A 23,963-nucleotide genomic window follows, 5' to 3' on the forward strand; every position below is an offset into this window, starting at 1 on the left:
TCACTCGATCTCTCCAACTACGTTGATCACCACGCGGTGACTTTGGGTATCTTCCACACTCCTGAACAGCCCAATCGTGTTGATCATCACGCCGTGCGGAGTAATCAACTCCTCTTCTTTCAAGTACTTTCAAGCCGTGACTGCCACTCCACTCCCCCGGACCCAAGGTATATCGGCGGACCTCGCCCGGATCCTCTTCGGGCCTCATGCAGAGCAGATCCACCAGCCCTGGAAGTCCCTGTTCAGCGATCCGCGGTTCAGCTTCCAGGAGGGCCTGAACCCGCATGAACGGACGGCGCTGTCCTACGAGCGACTGCGCCTGATCAACGAATTTGTGGCTGACCCGATCGGACTCGCCTCCGACATCGAATCCCTCACCGCGATGCACGAATGGGCCGGCGTCGTGGACGCCGGCATGGCCACCATCGCGAGCATTCACTGGAACCTCCACATCGGCAGCCTGGTGGACCATGACACGGATGGATGGGACCTGTCCGCGTACGCCCGCATGGACCGCATCGGCACATTCCTTTGCACCGAACTGGACCACGGCAACGACGCCGCGTCGCTGGAGACGACGGCGACCTTCGATCGTGAGACGAACCGTTTCATCCTTCACACCCCGAATCCCGGCGCCTGCAAGTGGATGCCGAACACGTCGTCAACCGGTGGCGCCAAGAACGCCGTCGTGGCAGCACGCCTGGTCGTCGACGATCTCGACCACGGCGTCTTCCTCTTCCTTACTCCCCTGACCGACAGTGCCGGCCACCACTACCCGGGCGTGGAAGTACGGCCCCTCCCGCAGACGGCGAGTGCGCCTGTCGACCACTGCGCCACGTACTTCCATCAGGTGCAGTTGCCGTTCGAGGCGCTGTTGCAGGGCGAGCACGGCCGCCTGTCTCGTGACGGCACGTTCACCAGCTCCCTGGGCAACCCACGCAAGAGGTTCCTCCAGTCCGTACGCCGCGTCCATACAGGCAAGCTGTGCATGACCGCCTACAGCCTCGGTGTAACCCGGCACGCCCTGGCCGTCGCGATGCGGCACTCCCATCTGCGGCTCACGTCGGGGATGACGACGGGTCGCAAAGTCTCGCTGATCGAGCACCGCAGTCACCACGCCCCCCTCCTGGCAGCTGTCGCCACCACCTATGCCGCGACGCTGCTGCACCGCGACGTCGTAAGGCAGTGGACAGGCGAGGGGGAGGCCGAACAGGAGGAGACCGAGCGCCTGGCGGCCGTGGCCAAGGCCTGGATCACCTGGCAGGCCCGCTCGGTGATGACAGAGTGCCGCGAGCGGTGCGGCGCACAGGGCCTGCTCCTCTCGAACGGCATCGCCTTCCAGTTGGCCGCGAACGAGGGGACGATCACGGCAGAGGGCGACAACCGCGTGATCTGGGTCAAGGCCGCGGGCGAGATGCTCCTCGGCGGATTCACCCCGGCACCACCCTCCGACGTGCCGCCCGCCGGCCGCACCCTCGACGACCCCAGGTATCTCCAGGACCTGCTGGCCGACATCGAACGGATCTGGCACAACCGGGCCCGCAGCCGACTGCGCGGCGGCCGCCGCGGAGACCCCCTCGCGCGGTGGAACGGCACCGTCACGCCCGCGCTGAACCTGGTCGAAGCACACGTGCACCGCCGCGCGGCACAAGCCCTCCTCGTCGCCGCCGGACGACCGTCCGACCCGCAGGCACGGGCGGTTCTCGGGCGCCTGCACGCCCTGTTCGCACTGCGCCAGGTGAAGGCACACAGCGGGGACCTGCTTGCCGCCGGTCGCCTCACACCCGACCATGTGCAGCAACTGCCGGACGTGGAGGAATCGACGATCGAGGCACTCGTGCCGTACAGCCTGCAGTTGACCGAAGGCTTCGCTGTCCTGGACGGATTCATGGGCGAGCATCCAATGCTGCGTGCCCCGTCGCCTGCGGCCGAGCTGGCCCCCGCCTAGGGCCCGTCTTCAAAGTGGTCTAAGGGGCTGCTTCCGCGAAGTCGGCCGGCCGTTTCTACCTGCTGTCCTGCGCCATTTCGTAGACAGCCAGTTCCTCTGCATTGCCGATGAAGGCCGGGCCGCAGTGCGGTGGCAAGCGATCGATGACCATCGCTACTGCAGCTTGGGCGCTGTCCACGCAGGCTGGTTCGGCTCGGCCCTTCGACGTAGTACCGGCCGTCTCCCAGCGTGCCGATGTAGGGGATGTCCCAGGTGTGGCGGATCTCTGTGCGCCTGCTGCAGCTCCCACATACCGGTCCACGGAGCGAAGAGCGGCGATTCTTCTGGTGGGCGAGGTTCGCCCGCAGTGGTCAGGATCTGGCGCCAGGCTGCTTGAACCCGCTCATGGTGCCTCCTCTCGGCTGTCCGCAGTGGCGGCCGCCGGTCCCTGCCGGCGGATGCCGGGCGTGACCGGCGTGCCGTCAGTCCGGGTGCCACTGGCCCGCTGTCGGTGTCCAACAGCGGACGCTTCCGTGTGGACGTGGTCCGCGTACACCTGGACCCGGACCGAGCGGCACGGCCGGTGCCGTGAGTAGCCCTACGTCCAGGAGGTGGAGCATGCCCATGGCGTCCACGGCCTCCGGTTGCAGTGCAGCGGCTGGCACGCGACCGGCAACTGGGCGAAAGACGTCACGGCGTCGGAGGCGGCCGCACTTCCGTCCCAGAGGCAGCGGCACCCGTTGAGTGCACCTGCGTGCCCCGGCGGCGAGCCGGGACACGCAGGGCGCGTGCTGATACGGAGGGCGGCGAGGAATTACATGTGAGGGTGTGCGGTGGGCATCGGGCTGAGGAAGGTGGTCGGGGCCTTGCGCAGCCGGGCGAGATCCTGGCCGACGTCCGGACCAGAGGCGCCGCCCGTCCTGACAGCCTTACGGAAGGCGTCGCTCGTGCCCGTGCCGGAGGCGCCGGAATTGCCGCCCCCGGTGGTCGGCGGGGCCGGGACGGAGACCGTGTCGGACCGCGCCGACTCCATCTGCCCGTTGACCGCCGTCACCGCGAACTCGAAGTTCCAGTTGCCGGGGAAGAGGAAGGCTATGCCCCGCTCGGGGGTGTCCGAGATGGTCTCGTCGGACAGCCAGGGGCCGTTCGTCGTGCGGTTGCGGTACCAGACGCGGTATCCGGCCGCCTGCTGGGAACCGTTCCAGTCGAGCTGGACTGTCGTGGCGTCCACGGACTTGATGTGCAGGTCCGTGGGGACTGGCGGAGTGCGGGCGCCGATGGTGACGGGCCGGGCAATGGTGGGCATGCCGCCGCCCACCGAGTTCCAGGTGGCCACCGCGACCAGGTAGTGATGGCCCGACGTCAGCCCGGAGATGTGCGCCGAGGTGCCGCGCACCGCCGTGCTCTGCAGGACGGCGCCCGGCGCGTCCTTGTCCCAGGTGATGATCTCGTAGCGGTCCACGCTGTCGCTGTACGGCCCCGTCGCGGGCTCCCAGGAGAGGTCCACGCCGTCCATGGTGGGGTTGGTGAGGATATGCGTGGGTGCCGCGGTGGTGTGGGGGTGTGCAGTGGCCCGGACGACCGGGGACCACGCGGAGGTGCCGTCGCCCGCGTCGTCGACACGGACGGAGTACTCCCAGTCCCAGCCGTCCTGGGTCCAGGTCGTGTCGTAGCGGTTCGCCTGGACCGGTGTCTCGGTCCAGGCGGTGGCACCCACCAGCCGGGAGCGGACCGTGTAGCCGCGCGCGCCGTAGACCCGGTCCCAGGTCACCGTGACACCCAGGTCGCTGGAGACGGCCCGGACGTTCGCCGGGACGCCCAGCGGGCGATCGGGGACCGTGGGGGGGACGTCGGGGACGGTCTGGCCGATGCCGCACCGGTCGTGGAGGGTGGTCTCGAAGGCGTGGGCGATCTGGAACTCGCCGACCGCGTTGGGGTGCAGTCCGTCGTAGCCGGAGGGGCAGGCGTCGCGGGCACAGGTGTAGTTGCCCGACCAGTTCACGAGCTCGACCGGCGATACGGGGGTGTTCCACTGCGGGACGGCCTGGCGCAGCATCAGGTCGTAGGCGGTGGTGCTGAGCGGCAGGTCGTCCCGGCCGCCGATGTAGGTGCGCTGGGGGACGTCCGCGACGGCGAACTTCACGTCGGGACGGGCGGCACGTGCCTCGTCCACAAACGTCTTCATGCTGTCGAGCGTTTCCTGCGGGCCGCTGACGAACCAGCCCAGGTCGTTGAAGCCGAGGCCGACGAGGATCACGTCCGGGTTGTACTGCGCCACCATGCCCCGGATCAGTTTCTTGTCCTGCATGGCCTGACGGCCCCAGACTCCGAAGTGGTCGCTGTCGAAGGCGGGGTCGACGCCGGCCGCGTAGCCGCCGGAGGTGTCCGGGTCGTCCAGCGAGGCGCCGGGAGTCTCGCCTTGCAGAGCGGGCCGCGCCGGGGGCTGGGGCCTGGCCTGTGCCTTGGTCCCCTTGTACGGGCCGACGAAGTCGACGTCGATGCGCTGGTCGCGGAACCACTTCCACAGGCGGTAGCGCCAGGTCCAGTCGCCCTCGTACCCCTGTGTCATGGAGTCGCCGACGACCATGACGCGCAGGGGTGCGCCGTTTCCTCCGACACCACGCTGGAGCTCGTTCAGGCGGCGCAGCAGGGCCGGCACCATCTCGTTCAGGCGGTCGCTTATGTACGTCAAGGGGTTGCCGAGGTTGCCGATCTTGGCGGCGAAGGCGCGCAGGCTGAGTTGGAGCCTGGTGACGAAGGCCCCGGCGGCGTCGCCGGCCCACTTGACCATGTAGCCCGAAGCGGCACCCGACACCGCGCCCCAGAAGGCCGCGCCGAGCAGGGCGCCCCAGGTGTCGGGGTCTCCGAAGGACACGTTGTCGAAGGCCGCGTTCATCGCTTCGGTGACGAACCCGCCGGTCGCGCCTCCCACGCCCAGGCAGACGGGGGCGGCGAGCGCGGCCCCGGGAGCCGTCAGGGCGAGGCATATGGCGCTCGCCCCGATGCTCACGGCCCAGCCGACCCCGTTCGCGATGAACTTCTGCCACCATGTGGCGCTCGTGCCGACCTCTGCCGTCGGCAGGACGAGAACGATGCTGTCGCCCGTGGCCGTGATCCGGCCGTCGTAGTCACCGGCATCGGTCGCGGGGTAAAGCCCTACCGCGTTGTCCCGCGCGTAGTCGTAGAACGCCTGGGCGAGGGTGTGCCCGGTGTCCTGGTCGGCCTGGACTGCTGCGACTGCGTCCCGGGCCAGGGTGCGGGTCTCGTCGGGGCGCTCGGGCACGTTGTAGTCAAAGGCGACGACGAGGTCGCTGTCGCTGTGGGCGAGCGTGCGCAGTGAACCCGCGTTTCCGGCGCAGCCCATGCGGATGCTGATGGCCGGGGCGTCGGCCGGGGCCTCGAACGAGGTGGCGTGCGTCGCGCACGCCACGCCGGAGTACTGTTCCCTCGCAGCGGCTGCCGCCGCGGGATCCGCGCTGAGCGCGGAACCGGTCACCACCATGGCCAGAGTGAGCAGCAGTACAACCAGGTGATCGGCGAGAGCACGGCGCGGGCCGACCCCGCGTCGCGCTCTCCCTGATCTGTGTAACGCACGCATCGTGAACCGTGTTTCCTTCCGGGTCGTCAAGAGGTAGCGCCGCCGGGGCAACCGCATGGCGGAGGCGCACAACGGGGCACACCTTGCGCGCATGGCCGGCCCCCAGGGGAGAGTCCCCAGGCTCCTTCGGGGCCACCAGTCTTCGCACGCACCCGCCCTGCGCCGCAGTGCAGAGAATGCACCGGCTGGCTTTGTGATCATCATCGCTCCTCGGAGCGGGCGCTGGAACGCTCTTACGTGAAGAAGGCACAAGCGCTGTCAGCGCTGAGCTGCGACCAGACCTCAACAGGCCACCAACGCGCAGAACAACTGGGACGTCAACACGCAGAAGACCATCCCCTCCGCCGGCAGCGGGGGCTCGCCCCGACGCCTTACAGACCCTGGGCCTCCCCCGCCCACCCTGTCCCTGACCCGCGGTGCCAAGTAGCGGGACGCTCATGCGCTGGTCTGCGTGTGCCGTCGCTCCTCGCACTCCTCCCAGAGGACCTCGTAATTGATGCCGTGGTTGGCACTGGCGCCGGAACATGCACGTGTCGCGGTGCCGCGAGCACGGTCCCTTGCCGGCGGCGCCGAAGCGGCAGCCGGGGACGGTGCAGTGTGCGAGCTCGCCCCGGCCCCGGAGCGGAGGGGTCGGCTAGGTCGGCTCCCGCAACTCCTCCAACTGCCGCCGCCTGGTGGAGGTCGCACTGGCGGCCGACGCCTGGGACGCCCGCTTGGTCGACTGCGCCGAGGACGTAGACGACGCCTGGCTCATGGATGTGACCACCGTCGGCGTGACCTCGGGCGCCTCCGTTCCCGACATCCCCGTTCAGGACGTCCTGACATGGCGGGCACAGCACGGCTGGGATGACGTGCAGACGATCATCACAGCCACGGAGTCGATCGCGTTCTCCCCGTCCAAGGGACTCCGCCGGGACCTGCGCGCCGAGACGGGGCACCGGGAAGAGTGAGCCACCCGCGGTGTCTCCCCTGCGGAACCGAGTTCGGTGGCCACCGCTACATCACCGGGAGTACCGGATACGACAGCCTCCCGTATGCAAATGGTTCGGCTGGGATGCAACGGTCTTGACGGCTGTGCGTGGCGTCAGCGTGCGAGCTTTTCGATGGCCGCCGGAGTGACGGGTGTGAAGAAGTTGACGAGGTTGCCGTCAGGGTCACGGAACAGCAGCGAACGGTTACCCCAGGGCATCGTGGTGGGCTTCGCGACGAAGTCAGTGACGAAGCCGTTCAGGTTGTTGTAAACCCTGTCCACGTCGTCGACGAGGAACTCGGTGATCACACTGTGGTTTTCCGCAGGGCGGGCAGAACCCGGGGCGAACAGCGGGACGGTGCGGGTGCCAGCGATCGCGAGGGTGGCGCCCGCGGTCCTGAGCTCGGCGAAATCTTCGGTGGCCCACATGGCGCGGGCCCCTGTGACTCGCTCGTAGAACTCGACGAGGCGCGCCACGTCGAGTGTGATGATGCGGATCGAGACGAAGTCCATGGGAATCTCCTTGGCTGCGCTGGAGGCGTACACGCCGCAGGTTAGAAGGAATAGGGGACAGAATCGGTCCTCTATTCACGTTAGGGTGCGAACATGCCTCGACCCGCCGCCCGCGTGCTGACACTCCTGGAGCTGCTGCAGTCGGGCGGCACCCGGACTGTGGCCGAGCTCGCCGACCGTCTCGGCGTCGAAGGACGCACTGTGCGGCGGTATGTGGACCAGCTGATCGACCTGGACGTGCCGGTGGAGTCGGTGCGCGGCCGCTACGGCGGGTACCGGCTGGCTCCCGGGTACCGTTTGCCTCCGCTCATGCTCAGTGACGACGAGGCGCTGGCCGTGCTGCTCGGCCTGGTCGCCGGCCGCCGGGCAGGGCTGATGACGACCGAGCGCACGGCGAGCGAGACGGCATCGGCGAAGATCCGCCGGGTGCTGCCCAAGCACATCGCCCGTCGGCTCGACACACTCCTGGAAACTCTCGCCTTCACTGATGAGCCCGGCCAGTTCGACACCCCGGACACCGGAGTCCTGCTCACCATCGCCGACGCGGTGCGCCACCGCCGACCGGTCTCGATCCGCTACACCGACCGCGACGGACGGCGCAGCGAACGCACACTGCACGCATACGGGATCGTTGCCCACGCGGGCCGGTGGTACGTCACGGGCAACGACCCCCAGATCGGCGAGAACCGAACCTTCCGGCTCGATCGCATCGCGGACGCGCGGACCCTGCCCGGCTCATTCGAAGCGCCCGTGGCTCACGCTCCTGCACAGCGCGTGTTGTCAGGTTTCGCCACGGCCGGGTACCGGCATGAGGTGACCTTGCGGATCCACGGGACAGCCGATCAGATCCGCGCCCACCTTCCCGCCAGCGTCGCGAGCCTGCAGGAGGACGAGCCCGCGGCCCACGAGGACCGGACGACCAAGCGCTGGCTGCGCGTCGAGCTGCGGGCGGAGCGGCTCGACTGGTTGCCTCCGGTACTCGCGGCACTCGACCAGCCGTTCATCATCGAGCGCCCCGATGAACTCCGCGACCTCGTCATCGCGCTTGCCGATCGCCTCACGTCCCACGCCCGCCGAGCCTGACAGTGAGGAACCAATGTCATGAGATGACACGGCTGATACTCCAGTGCGACTTCGTGATCTATCCGCCGGTCTCGTCGGCTGACCGTCGTCGGTAGTGGCTGCGCCGGGCTGTTGCCTGGTGGCGTCTGCGCCAGTTTGACCAGTGCAGCATTCTGGCCGGGGACACAACTGCTGGGTTGAGGACCGCGGCGAACAGGTGGCGGATTTCCGGGACGGTCAGGGCGATCGGGTTGCTGCCGTGGGTGTAGTGAGGCGGTTCTGCCGGTCGGCTGGGAGCTGTGTCGGCGGTGACGGCAACGAGGAAGGCCAGCGCGAGCATCGCGAGTGTGACGTGCCGGTGCCAGCCGTTCCAGTGCCTCACCTGGTAGTGATCCAGGCCGACTTGGCCCTTGGCGGCCTGGAAGCACTCTTCGACGCTCCAGCGGCTGCCGGCCACGCGGACGAGCTCGGCCAGGGGTACCGCAGTGGGTGACCAGCACAGGTAGAAGGCGAGTTCCCTCGTGGTGGGGTTGCGGCGGATCAGCAGGTGGCGGTGGCTGTTGCCGATGCCGATCCAGGCCCAGTCGTAGTAGCGCAGGCCCTATACCCCGGCTCCGGCGCTTTGCCGGTGCCAGGCGGCTTCGGGCAGGCGACCGGCGACCGTGTCCGCGCGGACCGGGGTGCGACCGGAGTTGATCCGGACCCGGACGGAGCAGGCGACGGCCAGGACATAGCCCGTCCCGCGTGCCTCCAGGGCGGCACGAAACTGCGGGTCCTGCCCGTATGCTTCGTCGCCGGTCACCCACGGTGCCTCCACCCCGGCGTCCAGTGCGGCGGCGATCATCTCCCAGGCCAGGCGGGGCTTGGTCGCGAACTGCACATCGCCAGGCACTCCGGCCGCGTCCCGGCGCTCGGCATCACAGCACCAGGAATGCTCAGGCAGGTAGAGCCGACGGTCGATCAGTGCCTGCCCCCGGCTGGTGGCGTAGGCGAGGAAGACACCGACCTGGCTGTTCTCGATGCGTCCCGCGGTGCCGGTGTACTGCCGCTGCACGCCCGCCGAGGACCGGCCCTTCTTCACGAAACCGGTCTCGTCGACGATCAGTACTCCACCATCGGTGCCGAGGCGCTCGACGGCGTAGGGGCGGACCTCGTCGCGGACGGCATCGGCGTCCCAGCGGGCGGTTCGCAGCAGACGCTGCATCGGCCCGGGACGGGCGTGACCGGCCTGTTCGGCCAGCCGCCAGCAGTTCTTGCGCTCGACGCCGGACAGCAGCCCGAGCAGGTACGCGCGGGCGGTTGCTCTCGGTTCCACCCGACGGAACCGGCCAGCGATTCGTGCCATGGCCTGGTCGAACATCGAGAGCCACCGGGCAGGGTCTACGCTATGGCCTGCGGCCACCGCACGATCTTCAGGAGTCCACACAACCCCCGATGATCACGCAGTGGCCGTTCCTGTTCTTCGACGCACCCGGCACAAGATCGCGGAGTATGGACAAGAGAGACTTATGACCGACTGGGCAGACGCCATCAGCCGCATGGTCGCAGCGCAACGCCAGGTTCACGAGATCGATCGGGAGCATCTTTGGCGCCACGAGCAGCCGGCTCCTCCGGCGAGCCGAGAGCTGCTCGGGCTGGTGGAAGCGCGGCCACGCCGATGGTTGGCCTGCCTTTATGCAGGACGTGGACCTCTTCGGTACGTCGGACCTCTTGGGGGAACCGTTCGACGAAGCGGTCCAGTTGCTGTCCGTCACCGCGTAGGCTGGCAGACGTCGCCCGTGCTCTGCCCGACCACCAGGTCGGCGACCTCCTCCAAGCGCTGTCCACCGACTGAACCGGCTACCGCCAGAGCCGGCCCGGCGGGCCGGTTCCTGCGCCGTCGCCCCACCCGGCACGTTGCTAGGGAGCGCCCGGCGACGCACCGCCCTCGCTGAGGTTCGGCATTGGATTGCTTGTCCCCCTTGCCGCCCCCGTAATGCCGATCTCAGCCCGTTCCAGTCGGCCACCTCTCCCCCTCTCTCCACGCGCGCTGAGAGGAGGCCCGGCCGAGCAAGTGCACCAGACGCGCCATAGTCTTCGGCCATGACCGAGATTTCGAGGCCCACGCCCCACGACGCCTTGGAACTGCTCATGGCCGGCAACCAGCGCTTTGTCGCTGGCGCCTCCGAGCACCCCAACCAGGACGCCGCCCGCCGCACCGAGACCGCACCGTCCCAGCAGCCATTCGCCGTGTTGTTCGGATGCTCCGACTCCCGGCTGGCAGCTGAGATCATCTTCGACCGCGGTCTGGGCGACCTGTTCGTGGTCCGCACTGCCGGCCACGTCGCCGGGACGGAAGTGCTCGGGTCCATCGAGTTCGGCGCGGCAGTCCTCAATGCCCCGCTGGTCGTCGTTCTGGGCCACGACTCGTGCGGCGCTGTCGCCGCCGCCTGTTCCGCCCTGGAGAGCGGGCAGACGCCGGGCGGCTTCGTCCGGGACGTTGTCGAGCGGGTGACTCCCAGCGTGTTGGCAGCCCGCGCCGCCGGACGCGAGAGTGCCGAGGAGATCCTGGCCGAGCACATCGAGCACACCGTGGACCTGCTGCTGGAACGCTCCCGCGTTCTGGCCGACCGGGTCGCCGAAGGCCGCCTCGGCGTGGTGGGCCTGTCCTACCGCCTGGCGGACGGCAGCGCTCAGCTCGTCGCCGCCCGCGGCCTTCACGTCGCGGGTGACACCGCGTCCTGACGCCCACCCAGGTGGCTTGTCTCGGGAGGTGCTACCCGTCCCGCTGGCGGGAGCGCTCGCTCCCGTCCACACAGAGACACGGGGGCGCCCTTACGCCAGCCATTGAAGGCAGGCCAGGCGGGTCCGAGCACGAACGGTCACCCACATGGCACCGACAAGGGCGCCAAGGGCGGAGGAGTGCCTCCGGCACAGCAGCCGGGCCATCCCTGAGCCTCCTTCGACGTCCCTGCTCAACTGCCCCCTAGGGGGCAGTCGGTGTGTCCGGGAGCTGAGAGGACGGGCGGTCGGCCAAGGGGGCAGGCGGCACCACCGGCCGCGGATAGGCGAGGGGCGACGCTGAGCGGCCGATGAGGGCGGCGAGCGAGCAGCTAGTCGGGGCGGAGTAGAGGCTTCTTGACGTCCCATGGGGTGGCCGAGATACGCGCAAAAAGGGGCCGCGGTCACTCGGTGGGCGGGGTGCCGGAGGCGGGGTGTGTCTGCCAGGCTTCGGCCAGGCTGCCGTGGATGGTGAATACGCTGTCGGCGCCGGTGATGCGGAGCATGCGCATCATCTGCGGGGGCGGTGCGGCCAGGATGAGCTCGCCGCCGGAGTGCTGAGCGCGGCGGCGCAGGCGGATGAGGGTGTTGAGGCCGGAGGAGTCGCAGAAGGTGACGCCGGTCAGATCCAGGATCACGGTGGGGTGGTGGTTGAGGGCCTCGTCCACGGTCTGCTCCAGGACGGAGGCGTTGGCCAGGTCGACAGGCCCGGTCACAGTGAGTGCAGTGGCTTGGCTGCGGGTGTCGGCCGTGTCGATGCGCAGGAGGGAGTTCATCACAGGCTGCTCCCGTCCCTGGTGGTGCTGGACATGGGCGGTGGATCGTGGCCCAGCAGTCCTATCAAGGCCGCCGCTGGTTCGGTGTCCTCGGCGGTGGGGCCCAGCCATTCGCACATCAGCACGGTGGCGTCGTCGTGGAGGTGGCCTTCTTGGTAGTCGAGGACGGCCTTGATGAGGCGGCGCAGGGTCTCGGGAACGGGCAGGCCGTCGGCGTGGCGGCGGATGAGGAAGTCGGTGAAGCGTTCCAGACCGAATTCGCTGTCGTCGGCGCCGCGGGCTTCGGTGATGCCGTCGGTGTAGAGGACGATGCGGTCACCCGGTTGCAACTGTTCGTGGCACACGGTGCTGGGCAGTCCCAGGTCGGTGCCCATAGGGTGGGCCGGTGGGCACTTGAGGTGGCTGCTCCAGCGGTTGTCGCGGATGATGATGGGCGGGTGGTGTCCGCGGTTGACCCAGCTCAGCACTCCGGTGCGGGTGTCGAGGGTGGCGAGGATGCCGGTGGCGTAGCGGCGGTGGCCGTACTGCTCGATCAGGGCGGCTTCGACAGCGTCGCCTTTGGCGGCCAGGTCGGCGCCCTGGCGGCGGGCCTGGCGGCATGCCCCGAGCGCGAGGGCTCCGCATAGCCCGGCTGCGTTGTCGTGGCCCATGGCGTCGAAGATCGTCAGATGCACCAGAGGGCCGTCGAGGGCGTACTCGTACACATCGCCGCTGATCCGGTAGGCCGGCTCCAGCGATGCCGAGATCACGATGCGGCCGTCGGCATAGGTGGCGGGCGGCATCAGGTTCCACGCCATTTCGGCCCCGATGTTCAGCGGCTCTGTGCGTATCAGCTTCGCCAGCGTGTCACTGGAGGTCCGCTTGGCGACGATCAGCAGCGCCAGAAGCGCGGCGAGACGGTCGGCGTCCTCGCGGGCGCGGGCATCGTCGTAGACGGAGTGCACACGCAGCACTCCGATGCGCTCGGCCCCGTCCACGATGGGCAGCCACCAGTGGACGCCGGCCGCCTCGTTCGGCGAGGAAGAGGTGAGCCAGCCGTACTGGTAGGCCCGTCCCGGCGTGGTGCCCTCGATACGGATGTCCCGGGGGGTGTCCGGCGGGGTCCCGTTCGGCCCGGTCAGCAGGTGCAGTTCCCGGTGCTCCAGATCCGTCACGTAGATGAGCAGGTCGGTGAAGCCCGCGGCCCGGGCATGCTCGCCGGCCGTTTCCGGCAACATGTCCAGGGGCATCAGATGGCTGGCGTGCAGCAGGCCGGCGAGCATCGTCCGCCCGCCTGCTTCACGGTCCACGTCCACGGTCTTCCTCCGCTGCCGAGACGGCCGAGTACCCTTTCGGGCCGGTTACCCCTTCGACCGCAACACAGGAAGGCCGCGAGCGCCAGGGCAGAGCACGGCGCCGCCGTCGCTCAACGGCGGCACTTATGGGAGCCGGCCGCTCGGCGGCCTGCATGCACCAGCCTCGGACTTCGGCACAGCGGTTGCCGGTGGTTGTCCTCGGGCCGTCCGACTTGGCTGGGAGCCCACGGCACCTGCCAATCAGCGGCTCGGGCTCGCAGGGCCGCCAGGAAGGCGAGTTCGGCCTCGTCGAAGTCCCAGGACTCCTCGCCGTACTCCTCCGGGTCCTCGACCTCGAACCAGCCGTTGACGTCCACAGGGAGACTCTAGAACCACAGGGTGCCTCGTAGATCACAGGCGAAGCCATAGGCGGATTGCCGCGGTGGTGACGGTGCCGTGGAAGATGTAGGCCCTCTTGTCGTAGCGGGTGGCGACGGCCCGGGAGTTCTTGAGCCGGTTGATGGTGCGCTCGACCTCGTTGCAGCGTTGGTGGATCTCGCTGTCGAAGCTGGTGGGCCGGCCGCCCTTGCTGCCGCGTCGTTTGCGGTTGGCCCGCTGGTCCTTCGGTTCGGGGATGGTGTGCTTGATCTGGCGTCTTCGCAGGTAGCGGCGGTTGCGGCGTGAGCTGTATGCCTTGTCGCCACCGACGTGATCTGGCTGGGTGCGTGGGCGACCGCCCTGCGGGCGGGGGACGCGGATGCGTTCGAGGACCTCGATCATCTGTGGCGCGTCGCCCCACTGGCCGGTCCGGTCCCACGTGCCGTCCGCCGACCAACGCCGGTGCCGTTCATAGACGCTCTTCCAGCTGCCAAAACGCTCGGGAAGATCCCGCCACGGTATGCCCGTTCGGACCCGGAACAGGATCCCGTTGATAACTCTGCGGTGGCCGTTCCACTGCCAGCCACGCCGTCCCATCGCCGGCAAGTGCGGATCCAGCCCGACCCACTCGGCATTCGTCAGATCACCCCGCCCCATGCCGGGAACAGCCTCCTACCGAAGACGGTCAGCCGGGCATTACGGTGGGGCACGAAGACCTCCGTGCGGTGAGTTCCTAGACAGCTCCCACCACACCGGAGGTCTTCGCCATGTTCAAGACCCCAGCCGTGTCAACAACGCTCGTGATCAATACACCTAGGCGCCCGGAGTGCGCAGGCCGTCAATGATGAGGTCGAGGATGCGTGCGGCGCGTGCCTCGCCGGTCTCGCCCGCAGGGATCCGCCACAGCACGCTCAGCTGGAGCAGGACGTCCTCCGGATCAAGGCCCGCCTTGAGAGAGCCGTCTGCCGCGCCGGCGCGGACCAGCGTGTCGATGGCCGACACGAACGGCTCGTAGTGCTCGTCGTCCCGACCGCCGTTGGTTGCGGCATGGACCACCTGGGCCACCCCGGCCTTGAGTTGTCCGTAGCGGGCCACCTGTGCACACCACAACGTCAGGGCCTCAAGCGGCGGATGCTCCTCAAGCAGTGCGGGGGCGAGGTCGATGAGCTCTTGGAGATGGTGGCGGTAGAGCTCCATGATCAGGGCTTCACGCGTGGGGAAGTGCCGGTACAACGTGCCGATCCCTACGCCCGCCGACCGCGCGATCGCGGTCAAAGAGGCACCCGTCGATTCGGTCAGCGCCGCCCGCGCGGCACTCAGGATGCGCTCGCGGTTGTCGGCGGCGTCCTTTCGGGACGGTTTGCGAGGGGTCGGGTTCATGCACTGTCACTTGTCCGCTCGGGGCTCGGCTGGCGAAACGGAGGCCCCTCCGGTATGTTCCAGTCAGGTGCGGAGGCCCCTCCGCTTTGCATTCTGGCACATCCCCTGCAGGGAGGCTCCCATGAGCGAGACGGTTCTGGTCACCGGTGGCACCGGCTATGTGGCCGGCTGGTGCATCACCGAACTACTCAAGCGTGGCTACGACGTACGCACCACCGTGCGCAGCGCGAAGCGCGAGCAGGTCGTCACCGGCGCCGTCGCGAGCGAAGTCAACCCCGCCGGCCGGCTGACCTTCGCCACCGCAGACCTGACCGCCGACACCGGCTGGGACGAAGCCATGCACGGCGTCACCTACGTCCTCCACGTCGCCTCCCCGCTCGGTGTGCAAAACGACAGCGCCGCCGACCTCATCACCCCGGCCCGCGACGGCAGCTTGCGCGTCCTGCGGGCCGCGGCCAAAGCGAGTGTCAAACGCGTCGTGATGACCTCCGCGGCGAACGCCGCCAGCCCGTCGTCCTACGCAACCGAGGGAGTGACCGACGAGACGCTGTGGACCGACCCCGCCGACCCCACTCTCATTCCCTACCGCCGCTCCAAGACCCTCGCCGAACGCGCCGCCTGGGACTTCATCGAGAACAACGACACCGGTGATATGGAGCTGACCACCGTTCTCCCCGGTGCTGTGTTCGGGCCGATCCTGACCACCAGCAACATCGGCTCCGTCGGCATCATCGCGCGCATGCTCAAAGGCGAAATGGCGGGCATTCCCCGGATCGGACTGGAGATCGTGGATGTCCGCGACCTCGTCGACGTCCACCTGCGCGCCATGACCTCGCCGGCCGCCGCGGGCCAACGCTTCCTCGCCACCGGGGAGTTCATGTGGATGGCAGACATGGCCCAGGCGCTCCATGACGGGCTCGGCGCCCGCGGCAGCAGGGTCTCCACCCGTCACATCCCCGACTTCGCCGTCCGCCTCGCCGCCCGCTTCCGCGACCCGTCATTGCGCGAAATCACCCCGGCGCTGGGGCGACGCAACCGGCACAGCACGGAAAAGGCCCGCACTCTGCTCGGCTGGCAGCCGCGCCCCGCCCGGCAAAGTGTCCTGGACTGCGCCAACAGCCTCATCGCCCACAACGCCGTCTGACACTGGCACCCGCACCAGCCCGACGCGTCACGCCCAGGGCCGCACCACCCGCGGCCCCACCGCATCCCTGATGAGGACACTCCTCTGGATGAACGTCGCGGGGAGGCCGAATGGCGAACCGTTCCGCCTGGACAGACGGATGTCATGAAACGTCCGCACCTGGAGCACCTCCGCACCGGAGCGACCACGCGCTCCCCGCCGTCATCACGACCGTCCTGGCCGGTCTCTCCCCCGCCCACACCGCCACCCCTGCGGGTACCCTCACCGTGGTCCGGGGCCAGATCGCGTGTCCGCGCGGGTTCGTATGTATCTACCCCGACATCAACTTCAACGGCCAGCCCTACGTCAAACGCGCCGTCGACGGGTCCCTGCCGCACCTGCCCGACTACATCCGCGGCAAGGGCAGCTCCATCATCAACAACAGCCGCACCGCCCGCGTCTACCAGAAGGACCACTACTTCGACCGGCACGTCTGCGTCGGACGCGAGGGCGGCACCATCGGCGACCTGCGCTCCTACCCGCTCAACGACACCGCCCACAGCCTCCGCAACAATGACACTCCCTGGGGCTCCTGACCAGCCACCAACAGATGGAGAGGAGCAGTCAGCCGGTGTGTCCGGGATGGCCCCCGGTCAGCAGGGTGTTATCGGATCTGTGCTTGCCCTAAACATGGCCGTTTCCGACGTCACCCAGCTGACGAACCGGGCGGGTGCGGTTGAGATTGGGCCACTAGCCTGCGAGTGCCCGGCTCTGACAGGCAGCCAGGCATCGGTGGCCCTTGCCGAGCGCTTTGCTGCTGGTCACGGACCCTTTCGGTCGTGTGGCGGCGCCGGGATTCGAACCTGGGAAGGCTGAGCCGGCAGATTTACAGCGGGCTCCACTCCGTTCCCCGCCTCTGGCCTGCGACTTCATTTGAGGACGCCATGTCGGGGTCCGCCCGGAAACACGGCACTCACGCCGCTCCCGTGTGTACCGGCGCCCATGCTCCGGGCAGCGGCGCGCACCAAACGCGCTCCGCGAGGTCTCCCAAACTCCCGGGGGACTCAAGCACGCAGCGTCCTGGTTGAGGCGGGGGACGGCCGTCACTGAGCTCACTGGATCGGGGAGTCGGGCGGGGAGAGCCGGATGCTGCGCTCCCGGTCGACGGAGTCGACGCCATCGACCGCCTCGAGGGCCGGGATCCGGTCCTCCGCGACGGTACCGGAGAGCGTGCCGAGGACCGGCTGCTCGCCCGTGACCGTCAGCCCGGCCCGCCGCAGGGCCTCGACCACTTCCGCGAACCGGTCGGGGTCGACCGCAAGGATGACCCCGACCGGCGCGGATGGGGACGACTCGCTCACGGGGCCTGGAGCAGGCCCGCCCCGACGTCCCGGACGGGCTGCATCAGCGGGAACGCGCCGGACTTCAGGCCGGCCATGAGATCGGCCGCGGAGGCGTTGGGGTTCGCCTGGGCGAGCAGGGCGATGACACCCGCCACGTGCGGCGTGGCCATGCTGGTGCCACTCATTGGTTGGTACCCGCCGCCGGGGGCGGCCGAGTGCACCTGCCAGCCGGGCGCGGCAATGTCGATCTCGCCGCCCTGTCCGTTGATGCCGGCGTTGGAGAAGAACGTCGGCGCGATCGCCTTGTCGAGCGCGGCCACCGCGAGGATGGAGGGACAGTTGGCCGGCCGACCGACCGGCTGGATGACCTGGGGTCGTTGGCTTTCGTTGCCCGCGGCGGCGACGATCACCGTCCCGCGCTCCAGCGCGCGCTGGGCCAGGATCTCGTAGGTCTGCGGGAACAGTTCACCCAGTCGGACCCCAGCGCCGAGCGACATGGAGATCACCCGCGCGCCGTGGGCGACGGCCCAGGCAATGCCGGCCAGGATCTGGCCGTCGGTGCCGGTACCCGCGTTGCTGAGCACCTTTCCCGCGAGGATCTGGGCTTCGGGAGCCACGCCGTAGCGGGGGCCCTGCCGGGGGCCGGCCGGACCGGCGGCGGTGCCGATGCAGTGCGTGCCGTGGCCATGACCGTCCTTTACGGTCTCGCCGGGCACGAAGGATTCCGTCGCCTCGATGCGGCCGGCGAAGTCCGGATGGTCGGTGTCCACGCCGGTGTCCAGGACGGCGATCTTCACACCGCGTCCGGTCAGGTGGGACAGGTTGGCTCGGATCGCCTGCAGGCCCCAGGTCCACTTCTCCTCGATCCAGGTCGGGCCCTGGCCTGCGGCTATCTCGGTCCTGGTGTGGCGGGCGACCACGTCCTCGTCGCTGCGGTAGGCCGGGAAGTACTCGGTCGGCGCCTGCTGCGGGGCGGTGATCGGCAGTGCGTAGACCATGCGCTCCGGTTCCGCCGCGATGATCGAGGGTTCCGCCTCGGCCGTGGTCACCAGCGCGTGGCGCTGCTCGGGCCGGACCTCAACGACGGCGGCGTTGAGGTCCTCGAAGAGCACCGAGACGTCGGGGCGATCGAGGAGTTCGGCAACGTTCCCGGCCTCGGTGCCTCGAACGCGCTCGACGGACGCGATGTCGGCGGAAGAACGCAGTGCGTTGATTCCGCTCTCCTGGTTGCTCGGGTCGAGCAGGACCACGTACCGACCGGTGTACTCGGCGCCGTGGCCTCTGACGGAGCCGTTGGGCCGGTTGGGCTGCTCGCCGAAGGCGCGCCCGTCCATGGGACCGTTCGCCATCAAATTTCCCACTTTCTGTTGGTTTACCCCGCTTCGTGGACGCGCGTCGATGCACAAAGTGTCGGGTGCGAGGGGTGGCGGGGTGCGGTTCGATCGTGGATCGATGCGCGATGCCGTCGCCTGCAAGGCTGCCCCTCGCCAGGCCGTCAGCGTCCCTCGCTTAGACCGTGGCATTGGGCACGGAAGCCCGCAACTTAGCGCCGCCCCGACCGGCCGCGTGTAAAGCGCCGCCCAGCCGGCCGACGATTCCTGGAGCGGACAACTCGAAGCGTCAATCGTTCGGTGGGTCAGGCCTGCCGAGGAGCGCCGCGGTGAATCCTCACAGTCGTTCGTACAGTGCGCGCCCATGAACCGCGCCCGCTCCACATGCGGGTGGGTCGACGGCGGACAGGATGGGAGCTAGAAAGAGTGGACGACGTAGGGCGAGGTCAGTCCCCTACGTGGACCACGATGAGGTCTGAAAGCGGGTATCTGGGCGGGGCTGTTCGGCCGGTCCGCCGTCTGCCCTGGCGCGAGATCACGCTCGACCACCACGACCGCACCCGAGCTCACCACCGCCTGGACATCCGGCGGCTGAAGACCGTCGACTTCGCCCACCTCGACTACCCCGACGCACGCCAGGCCATACAAGTCGTGCGCTGGAAGAAGGACTTCACCGGCGCAAGCTCACCATCGAGCACGTCTCCCCGATCACCGGCCTGCCGCCCGGCACGGCGACCGCTGCCAGCTCGCGGCCTGGATCAGAGGGCACTGACGAGTTGGTGGGTGATAGCGGGTAAGGCGTGTTTGACCTGGTCGCGGCCTGTTCTCAGGTGGGTATGTTGGGCCCACACGGTGGCCGACGTGGGCACGCGAAAGCCATCGACACGGGCGGGCGGGGCAGTCCGTCAGTCGGCCGGAGTGAAGTTGAGCGCCTCATCAGCCAGTGCGGCCAGCCCCCGGCTCAGCCGGTGCGGGCGCCATCGGCGGCAGGACGGCCGCGAGGTCTGGCAGCAGGACGGGCTCCAGCCGGACCCGCTCCTGGTGGATGAGATACCGCCTGAGTTCCGGCGGCCGGTATCCGGCGTCGCGGTCGTAGCGCTCCTTGACCGGAACCGCCAGGAACTCGTTCCCGTCGGGCTCGTTCCTATCGTTCACCGCGCTGTCCAGCGGCCGGTGGTAGGCCTTGGCCAGCCGGTACATGCGCGTCCGCGACTCGTGCAGCGTACCCGAGCCGTCCGGCTCGACCCGGAAGCCCACGCTCTGCTGCGGCCTCATCTCCTCCGGCCCGGCCGCGCTGAGCGCCTCGTCGTCGAACCCCAGGCCGTAGCGCCGGGCCTGATCGGCCATCCACAGCAGGGCTATGTCGGACAGGCCCGCCTCCGTGTACCCGCCACCCACATCGCAGTGCACCCCGGCGAACCAGACCTGCTTCAGCTCCTGCCCCTGCTGGGCGGCGTCGGGTCGCTGGTGCCACAGCGCCGGCCGGAACGCCGAGCGCTTCTCGTCGATAGCCAGCGCGTGGAAGGCCCCGTTGACCCAGCCGCTCAGCTCGGTGTCGTGGAACGCCCAGCGGTGGTTGAACCCGTTCACCGCCGACTGGAGCAATGCGGCGTCCTGCAGAGGTATGCCCAGAGCACCCACGGTGTCCCACACCCCGATGAAGTGGATCCTCGTCTCGCGGGCGTACGAACGGCGGAACAACGTCGATGCCACGCCGTTCGGATGCTCGGTCCGGTCGCGGTAGAGGGACCACGCAGCCTGCATGCGGTCGGCGTGTTCCCGCCGCAGGATGCCGCTGTTGCGCACCAGCCCCGCCAGGCTGCGGGCGGTGAACGCGCCCCGGCTGAAGCCGAAGAGGAACAGTTCGTCGTGGGGCTCGTACGTCTCGACGAGGAACCGGTAGGCGTCCGCGACATTCCGCGAAAGCCCCACACCGAAGGCGCCGCCCCGCAGCCGCTCCCACTGCTGGGTACCGACGCCGCTGTGGTAGTAGACCCGCTGCTCCTTCCCCTCGACGGACCCCTGAAGCACGGACAGAGCGACCTTGGCAACGTTCGTCTTGCTCGGCTGGTCGGCGAAGTTCCATGTGCCGTCGCAGCAGACGACCAGACGCTTGGCCATGATCATCCCTCCTCGCGAGAGCGTGGAGTGGCGTATAGCACCACCTCCATGCTTCCACCACCCGTCGGGCCGCGCCATCCGTGAACGGGATCTGTCCAGGCGAGGTTGTTTGGTGTGTCGCGCCAGTTCGGGGTGGGGCCTGTCGGCGCATCCGGAGCATGGCGACCAAGGACGGGAATGACGCGCCGGGAATGACCTCAATCAGGTGAAGCCGAAGAGGAGTACCGGGCACAGGTGCGGCGACCGGCGACGAAGCAGGCCGCCGAGCGTGAAGCCCGCCGTCGCATCTGCACCGACTGCGGGGCGAAGTTCACCGACGCCCGCTGGGAGACGGCGCAGGCGACGGACTGGGGAGCCCCGAAGGACTCCCACCCGCGCTTGTGCGACGGCTGCAAGCAGAGGGCCGCCGCGGTCGCCGCGAGTACATTTCTGTCGTTTCCGTCGGGCCAATTGGCGATCAGCTCCCCCGCGTCTGGCGCCCTGGCCTGCAGCCCTCTGCTCACCCCTGACGACAAGAGCCCCCCTTGGGCACGCAGTTCAGCCGCTGCGGGGACTCTTTTAATTCCCATATCCACGCGGACCTCCGCGGAGAAGTACAAGACGCCGGGTAAGCAGGTCGGGAGCAGGGTCACCCTGACGGCGGCGCACTGCATAAACATGCGTGGTGATCCCTACAACACATACTCGGCCAAGGTGGCTGCTTGCGACCGCCGCAACCCTCCCGCGGCGGACACCCCTGCCCTCGTTGGTCGCCAGAGGTGTTGTTGAGCTACTTCACGTAACCCTATTGATGGACGTGGCAGGAAGCGCACGGCGGGCCCTGGTCGGGGCGGGCATTGACAAGTGCCTGGCGCCCTCCAGCTAGTGTGCCTGGAGGACAGCTGGGTCAGGGTCGTGTAGGTGCTCACACAGGAGACAGACCATCAGGCCTGAGCCGATTCAAAAAGCGTCCCCGTCCGCAGACGCATCAGCCCAACGCTCTGCAAGCGCCGCAATGCAGTCACACCCCCATGACATGGCGTCGCTGACGGCCGATAAGCACCAAACGAAACGACGTCATTAGGCCACGCATCCCACTGCCCTCCAGGACGAGGTCGGCCCTGAATGCTGCTGCCATCACGGCTCCTCACTCTCGCCCGGCGGTGTTCCAGGGCGTGAAGGCGTTCTCCACTCCGGCTAGTGCGGTCCGCAGCTCCGGGTGGTGGCGCAGCAGTACGGTCCCCATGGTGGTGTCGTCGATCCAGCGCAGTCCGGCATTCGAGTAGACCTCGGGCGTGTAGTACTCGGTGAAGAACCGGTCGCTGTTCAGCCGACGCGAGGCCATGAGGATGAAGATACGGAACGCGGTGTCGCTGAAGGCGAATCCGGCGGGGAGTTTCTCCGCGTACAAGCCGACGGTCAGGTCGACCTTCTCGATGTCGCCCCCGTAGACCCGTTCGATCTGGTCGGCCCAGTCGCGGTTCTCGGTCAGCTCCTCGAAAGACTTGGCGGGCTTCAGGCGCAGCAGTCGGCGGAACTCGTTGTAGCGGGGGACGCCGAGTTCCCTGCTGCGCAGGATGTCCGTGGCGGCGAGGTCCTGCAGGTGCCCGTCCGGCCGTTCGAACTCCTGCAGGAACTTAGGGAAGTTGTGCATGGTGACCAGGCCCGGGTGGAGGGTGCCGAAGCTGTAGAGCAGGTCGCGCATGGGGACGGTTTCCATGATTTTCAGCGCCTCGGGACCGGCGAGCTCGCGGAGGGTTGCCTCCCGTAGCGTCGCGTCGTCGCTCGCGGCACGCAGGTGCCAGTCGTCGCGGACCAGCGGGTGCATGCGGTAGACGGCGACGAACTCCTCCGTGATCGCGTACGGAACGCCGTAGTGGTCGGTCTCGTCCCCGGGGATGCCGCTGATCACTTCGGAGCCGCTGATCCGCCCGAAGAGGTTGTGGACGCGCTCGCCCGCGAGTCCCCACCAGTTGGTACGCAGCGCGGTGACGGTGGTCGGATGGCTGATGACCGCCGGGGTCCACTCCACCGTGTGGATCTTGGCGAGGAGAGCGGCGTTGACCAGCCGGGCGCGCTGGAAGAGCTCCTCGTCGTCCCAGCCGGGGTACTGCGCGTGGAGATGGTCGCAGATCGCGTTGTGCTCCTTGGCGAACAGCGTCTGCATCATCGCGAGACCCAGCCAGAAGCCGGGCACGCGGGACGGGTCGCGGTCCGGGTCGGACGGGAACGGCGTTCCGTCGTCGCCCCACAGGCGCAGTTTGCCGTTCTCCCCGGTGCGCAGCGCGCGCTGTTCCTCCCCGCTCGACCCGTAGATCTGGGAGGCGTCCCACCAGTGCGAAGAGACGTTGACACGCGTGTCGGGCGTACCGGCCGGGGCGTGCGGGTCGCGGGTGGGGTCGTCAGGGGTGCGCATGATACGCATGGGCCGCTCGGGCCAAGGGTCATCGTCGCGCAGGGGGACACTCCACGCCCGGTCCGTGGGGCTCGTGCCGTGGCTGAACCAGTCACGCACCATGAACTGCAGCCAGGCCGCCACGAGGGAGTTCACCGTCTCGGCAGGAATGAACTCGTGCCGGGTGAGAAGTTCGCGGCTGACCATGCGCGGGTTGGGCTCGGAGAGCACGTCGTCGGCCGAGACCGGAGGGATCCTGTCCAGCGGGATGTTGCGGCCGAAGCGGGTGCCGGCCATACCCATGCGCGGCTGGTCGAGGTCGTTGTAACTGCCGTCGGCCGTCCGGTTCACCAGGTGTGCCGTGCCGTTCAACGGGGCCGGCTTGGGAACGTTCACCGCGGGGATCCGGTTGGTGTCGTGCAGGTTCTCCTGCCGCAGTTTCACGCGCAGCCCGAACAAGGTACCGAGTCCGAACGGCACGGGCAGCTTGTCCCAGCCGATCCTGCGGTCCGCGAACTCGGCGACACCGGTGGCGATGCGCCAGGGCAGTGTGCGGCGGTAGCCGGAGGGCGCGTCGTCGGCGGACGGGCGTTGATCAGTCATCGGATCCTCCTTGCGAATGGTTCAGGGTGCTTGAATCGTTGGGCGGCACGGCGTCGGCGAGGATCACGTCACTGGCTGGCCTTCTCACTGATCATGTAAATCGGGGTGGCTACGAAGAATCTGGAAACGCCTGGGAAGACGGAGGCGTCCACAAACTCGCAGCCGCCGCACGCCGCAGACCCGGAACCGGCTGTCGACGACGGTGGCGGAGTCCGGGGCCCCATCGGCTGCGGAGTCCGCCCGGTAGGCGTGCGCGCGGGCGAGGTACTGGACGCTGACCGCCGCCTGGTTCTCGTCCAGGACCACTCGAGTCACTAGGCCCTCGAGCGCGTCGGTCTGCGTACCCGCATGCCGGCTCTGGCGAGACGAGCGGCGAGCGGGGCGCCGCCGGCCCACGCCCCCACTACGACGTAGTCGAACCCTTCCGTGG

General features: G+C 68.6%; 16 protein-coding genes and 2 pseudogenes. 6 read left to right on the top strand and 12 right to left on the bottom strand.

Translation table 11 applies throughout. The features are described 5' to 3' along the window. The first annotated feature begins 76 nt into the window (after nt 1–76). Nucleotides 77–1,948, top strand: a complete 1,872-nt coding sequence (locus E5082_RS30240) for an acyl-CoA dehydrogenase family protein (RefSeq protein WP_135794430.1) — start codon at nt 77–79, stop codon at nt 1,946–1,948. 793 nt (nt 1,949–2,741) lie between these two features. Here the strand turns inward: E5082_RS30240 and E5082_RS30250 are convergent. After that, the gene (locus tag E5082_RS30250; protein WP_135794431.1) at nt 2,742–5,357 is read right to left on the bottom strand and encodes a fibronectin type III domain-containing protein; all 2,616 of its coding nucleotides are present in this window, start codon (nt 5,355–5,357) and stop codon (nt 2,742–2,744) included. An 806-nt stretch (nt 5,358–6,163) separates the two neighbouring features. Here E5082_RS30250 and E5082_RS30255 point away from each other — a divergent pair. Then, nucleotides 6,164–6,475, top strand: a pseudogene (locus E5082_RS30255) (4-hydroxy-3-methylbut-2-enyl diphosphate reductase); the annotation flags it as partial. 134 nt (nt 6,476–6,609) lie between these two features. Here E5082_RS30255 and E5082_RS30260 read toward each other — a convergent pair. After that, nucleotides 6,610–7,008 carry a VOC family protein gene (locus E5082_RS30260; protein WP_135794433.1) on the bottom strand — a complete coding sequence of 133 codons (399 nt, stop codon included), beginning with the start codon at nt 7,006–7,008 and terminating at the stop codon, nt 6,610–6,612. A 93-nt stretch (nt 7,009–7,101) separates the two neighbouring features. Here E5082_RS30260 and E5082_RS30265 point away from each other — a divergent pair, with 93 nt between their 5' ends. After that, nucleotides 7,102–8,091, top strand: a complete 990-nt coding sequence (locus E5082_RS30265) for a helix-turn-helix transcriptional regulator (RefSeq protein ID WP_135794434.1) — start codon at nt 7,102–7,104, stop codon at nt 8,089–8,091. Between the two features lie 58 nt (nt 8,092–8,149). Here E5082_RS30265 and E5082_RS30270 read toward each other — a convergent pair. Continuing rightward, nucleotides 8,150–9,430 (bottom strand): annotated as a pseudogene (locus E5082_RS30270) (IS701 family transposase). 722 nt (nt 9,431–10,152) lie between these two features. Here E5082_RS30270 and E5082_RS30280 point away from each other — a divergent pair. Next, on the top strand, nt 10,153–10,794 hold the full coding sequence (locus tag E5082_RS30280) for a carbonic anhydrase (protein WP_135794435.1): 642 nt from the start codon (nt 10,153–10,155) through the stop codon (nt 10,792–10,794). A gap of 440 nt (nt 10,795–11,234) precedes the next feature. On the opposite strand, the gene E5082_RS30285 is transcribed toward E5082_RS30280, so the two are convergent. The 5 genes from E5082_RS30285 to E5082_RS30305 form a co-directional block, all read right to left on the bottom strand. Further along, nucleotides 11,235–11,606: an STAS domain-containing protein gene (locus tag E5082_RS30285; RefSeq protein ID WP_135794436.1), complete on the bottom strand. Its 372-nt coding sequence runs from the start codon at nt 11,604–11,606 to the stop codon at nt 11,235–11,237. Further along, the gene (locus E5082_RS30290) at nt 11,606–12,868 is read right to left on the bottom strand and encodes a PP2C family protein-serine/threonine phosphatase (protein WP_135794479.1); all 1,263 of its coding nucleotides are present in this window, start codon (nt 12,866–12,868) and stop codon (nt 11,606–11,608) included. The genes E5082_RS30285 and E5082_RS30290 overlap by 1 nt, the downstream gene beginning before the upstream one ends. A 143-nt stretch (nt 12,869–13,011) precedes the next feature. Next, the gene (locus E5082_RS30295) at nt 13,012–13,257 is read right to left on the bottom strand and encodes a hypothetical protein (protein WP_135794437.1); all 246 of its coding nucleotides are present in this window, start codon (nt 13,255–13,257) and stop codon (nt 13,012–13,014) included. Nucleotides 13,258–13,291: 34 nt separating this feature from the next. Then, nucleotides 13,292–13,915: a transposase gene (locus E5082_RS30300; protein ID WP_135794438.1), complete on the bottom strand. Its 624-nt coding sequence runs from the start codon at nt 13,913–13,915 to the stop codon at nt 13,292–13,294. A 156-nt stretch (nt 13,916–14,071) separates the two neighbouring features. Next, nucleotides 14,072–14,638 carry a TetR/AcrR family transcriptional regulator gene (locus E5082_RS30305; protein WP_135794439.1) on the bottom strand — a complete coding sequence of 189 codons (567 nt, stop codon included), beginning with the start codon at nt 14,636–14,638 and terminating at the stop codon, nt 14,072–14,074. 121 nt (nt 14,639–14,759) lie between these two features. Between E5082_RS30305 and E5082_RS30310 the strand changes: the two genes are divergently transcribed. Both E5082_RS30310 and E5082_RS30315 read left to right on the top strand, forming a co-directional pair. Then, entirely contained in the window at nt 14,760–15,782 is a 1,023-nt protein-coding gene (locus E5082_RS30310) for an NAD-dependent epimerase/dehydratase family protein (protein ID WP_135794440.1), read from the top strand. A 110-nt stretch (nt 15,783–15,892) separates the two neighbouring features. Next, nucleotides 15,893–16,357 carry a peptidase inhibitor family I36 protein gene (locus E5082_RS30315; protein WP_135794441.1) on the top strand — a complete coding sequence of 155 codons (465 nt, stop codon included), beginning with the start codon at nt 15,893–15,895 and terminating at the stop codon, nt 16,355–16,357. Nucleotides 16,358–16,873: 516 nt separating this feature from the next. On the opposite strand, the gene E5082_RS30320 is transcribed toward E5082_RS30315, so the two are convergent. The 4 genes from E5082_RS30320 to E5082_RS30340 form a co-directional block, all read right to left on the bottom strand. Then, nucleotides 16,874–17,122: a hypothetical protein gene (locus tag E5082_RS30320; protein ID WP_135794442.1), complete on the bottom strand. Its 249-nt coding sequence runs from the start codon at nt 17,120–17,122 to the stop codon at nt 16,874–16,876. Further along, complete coding sequence (locus E5082_RS30325; protein ID WP_135794443.1) at nt 17,119–18,453, bottom strand: S8 family peptidase; 1,335 nt, start codon at nt 18,451–18,453, stop codon at nt 17,119–17,121. The genes E5082_RS30320 and E5082_RS30325 overlap by 4 nt, the downstream gene beginning before the upstream one ends. Before the next feature lie 918 nt (nt 18,454–19,371). Next, nucleotides 19,372–20,556 (bottom strand): DUF2235 domain-containing protein, encoded by a 1,185-nt coding sequence (locus E5082_RS30335; protein WP_135794444.1) that lies wholly within the window; start codon nt 20,554–20,556, stop codon nt 19,372–19,374. A 1,126-nt stretch (nt 20,557–21,682) separates the two neighbouring features. Then, on the bottom strand, nt 21,683–23,533 hold the full coding sequence (locus E5082_RS30340) for a peroxidase family protein (protein ID WP_135794445.1): 1,851 nt from the start codon (nt 23,531–23,533) through the stop codon (nt 21,683–21,685). Between the last annotated feature and the right edge of the window lie 430 nt (nt 23,534–23,963).

This window comes from Streptomyces griseoluteus (assembly GCF_004784465.1).
Lineage (GTDB): Bacteria > Actinomycetota > Actinomycetes > Streptomycetales > Streptomycetaceae > Streptomyces > Streptomyces griseoluteus.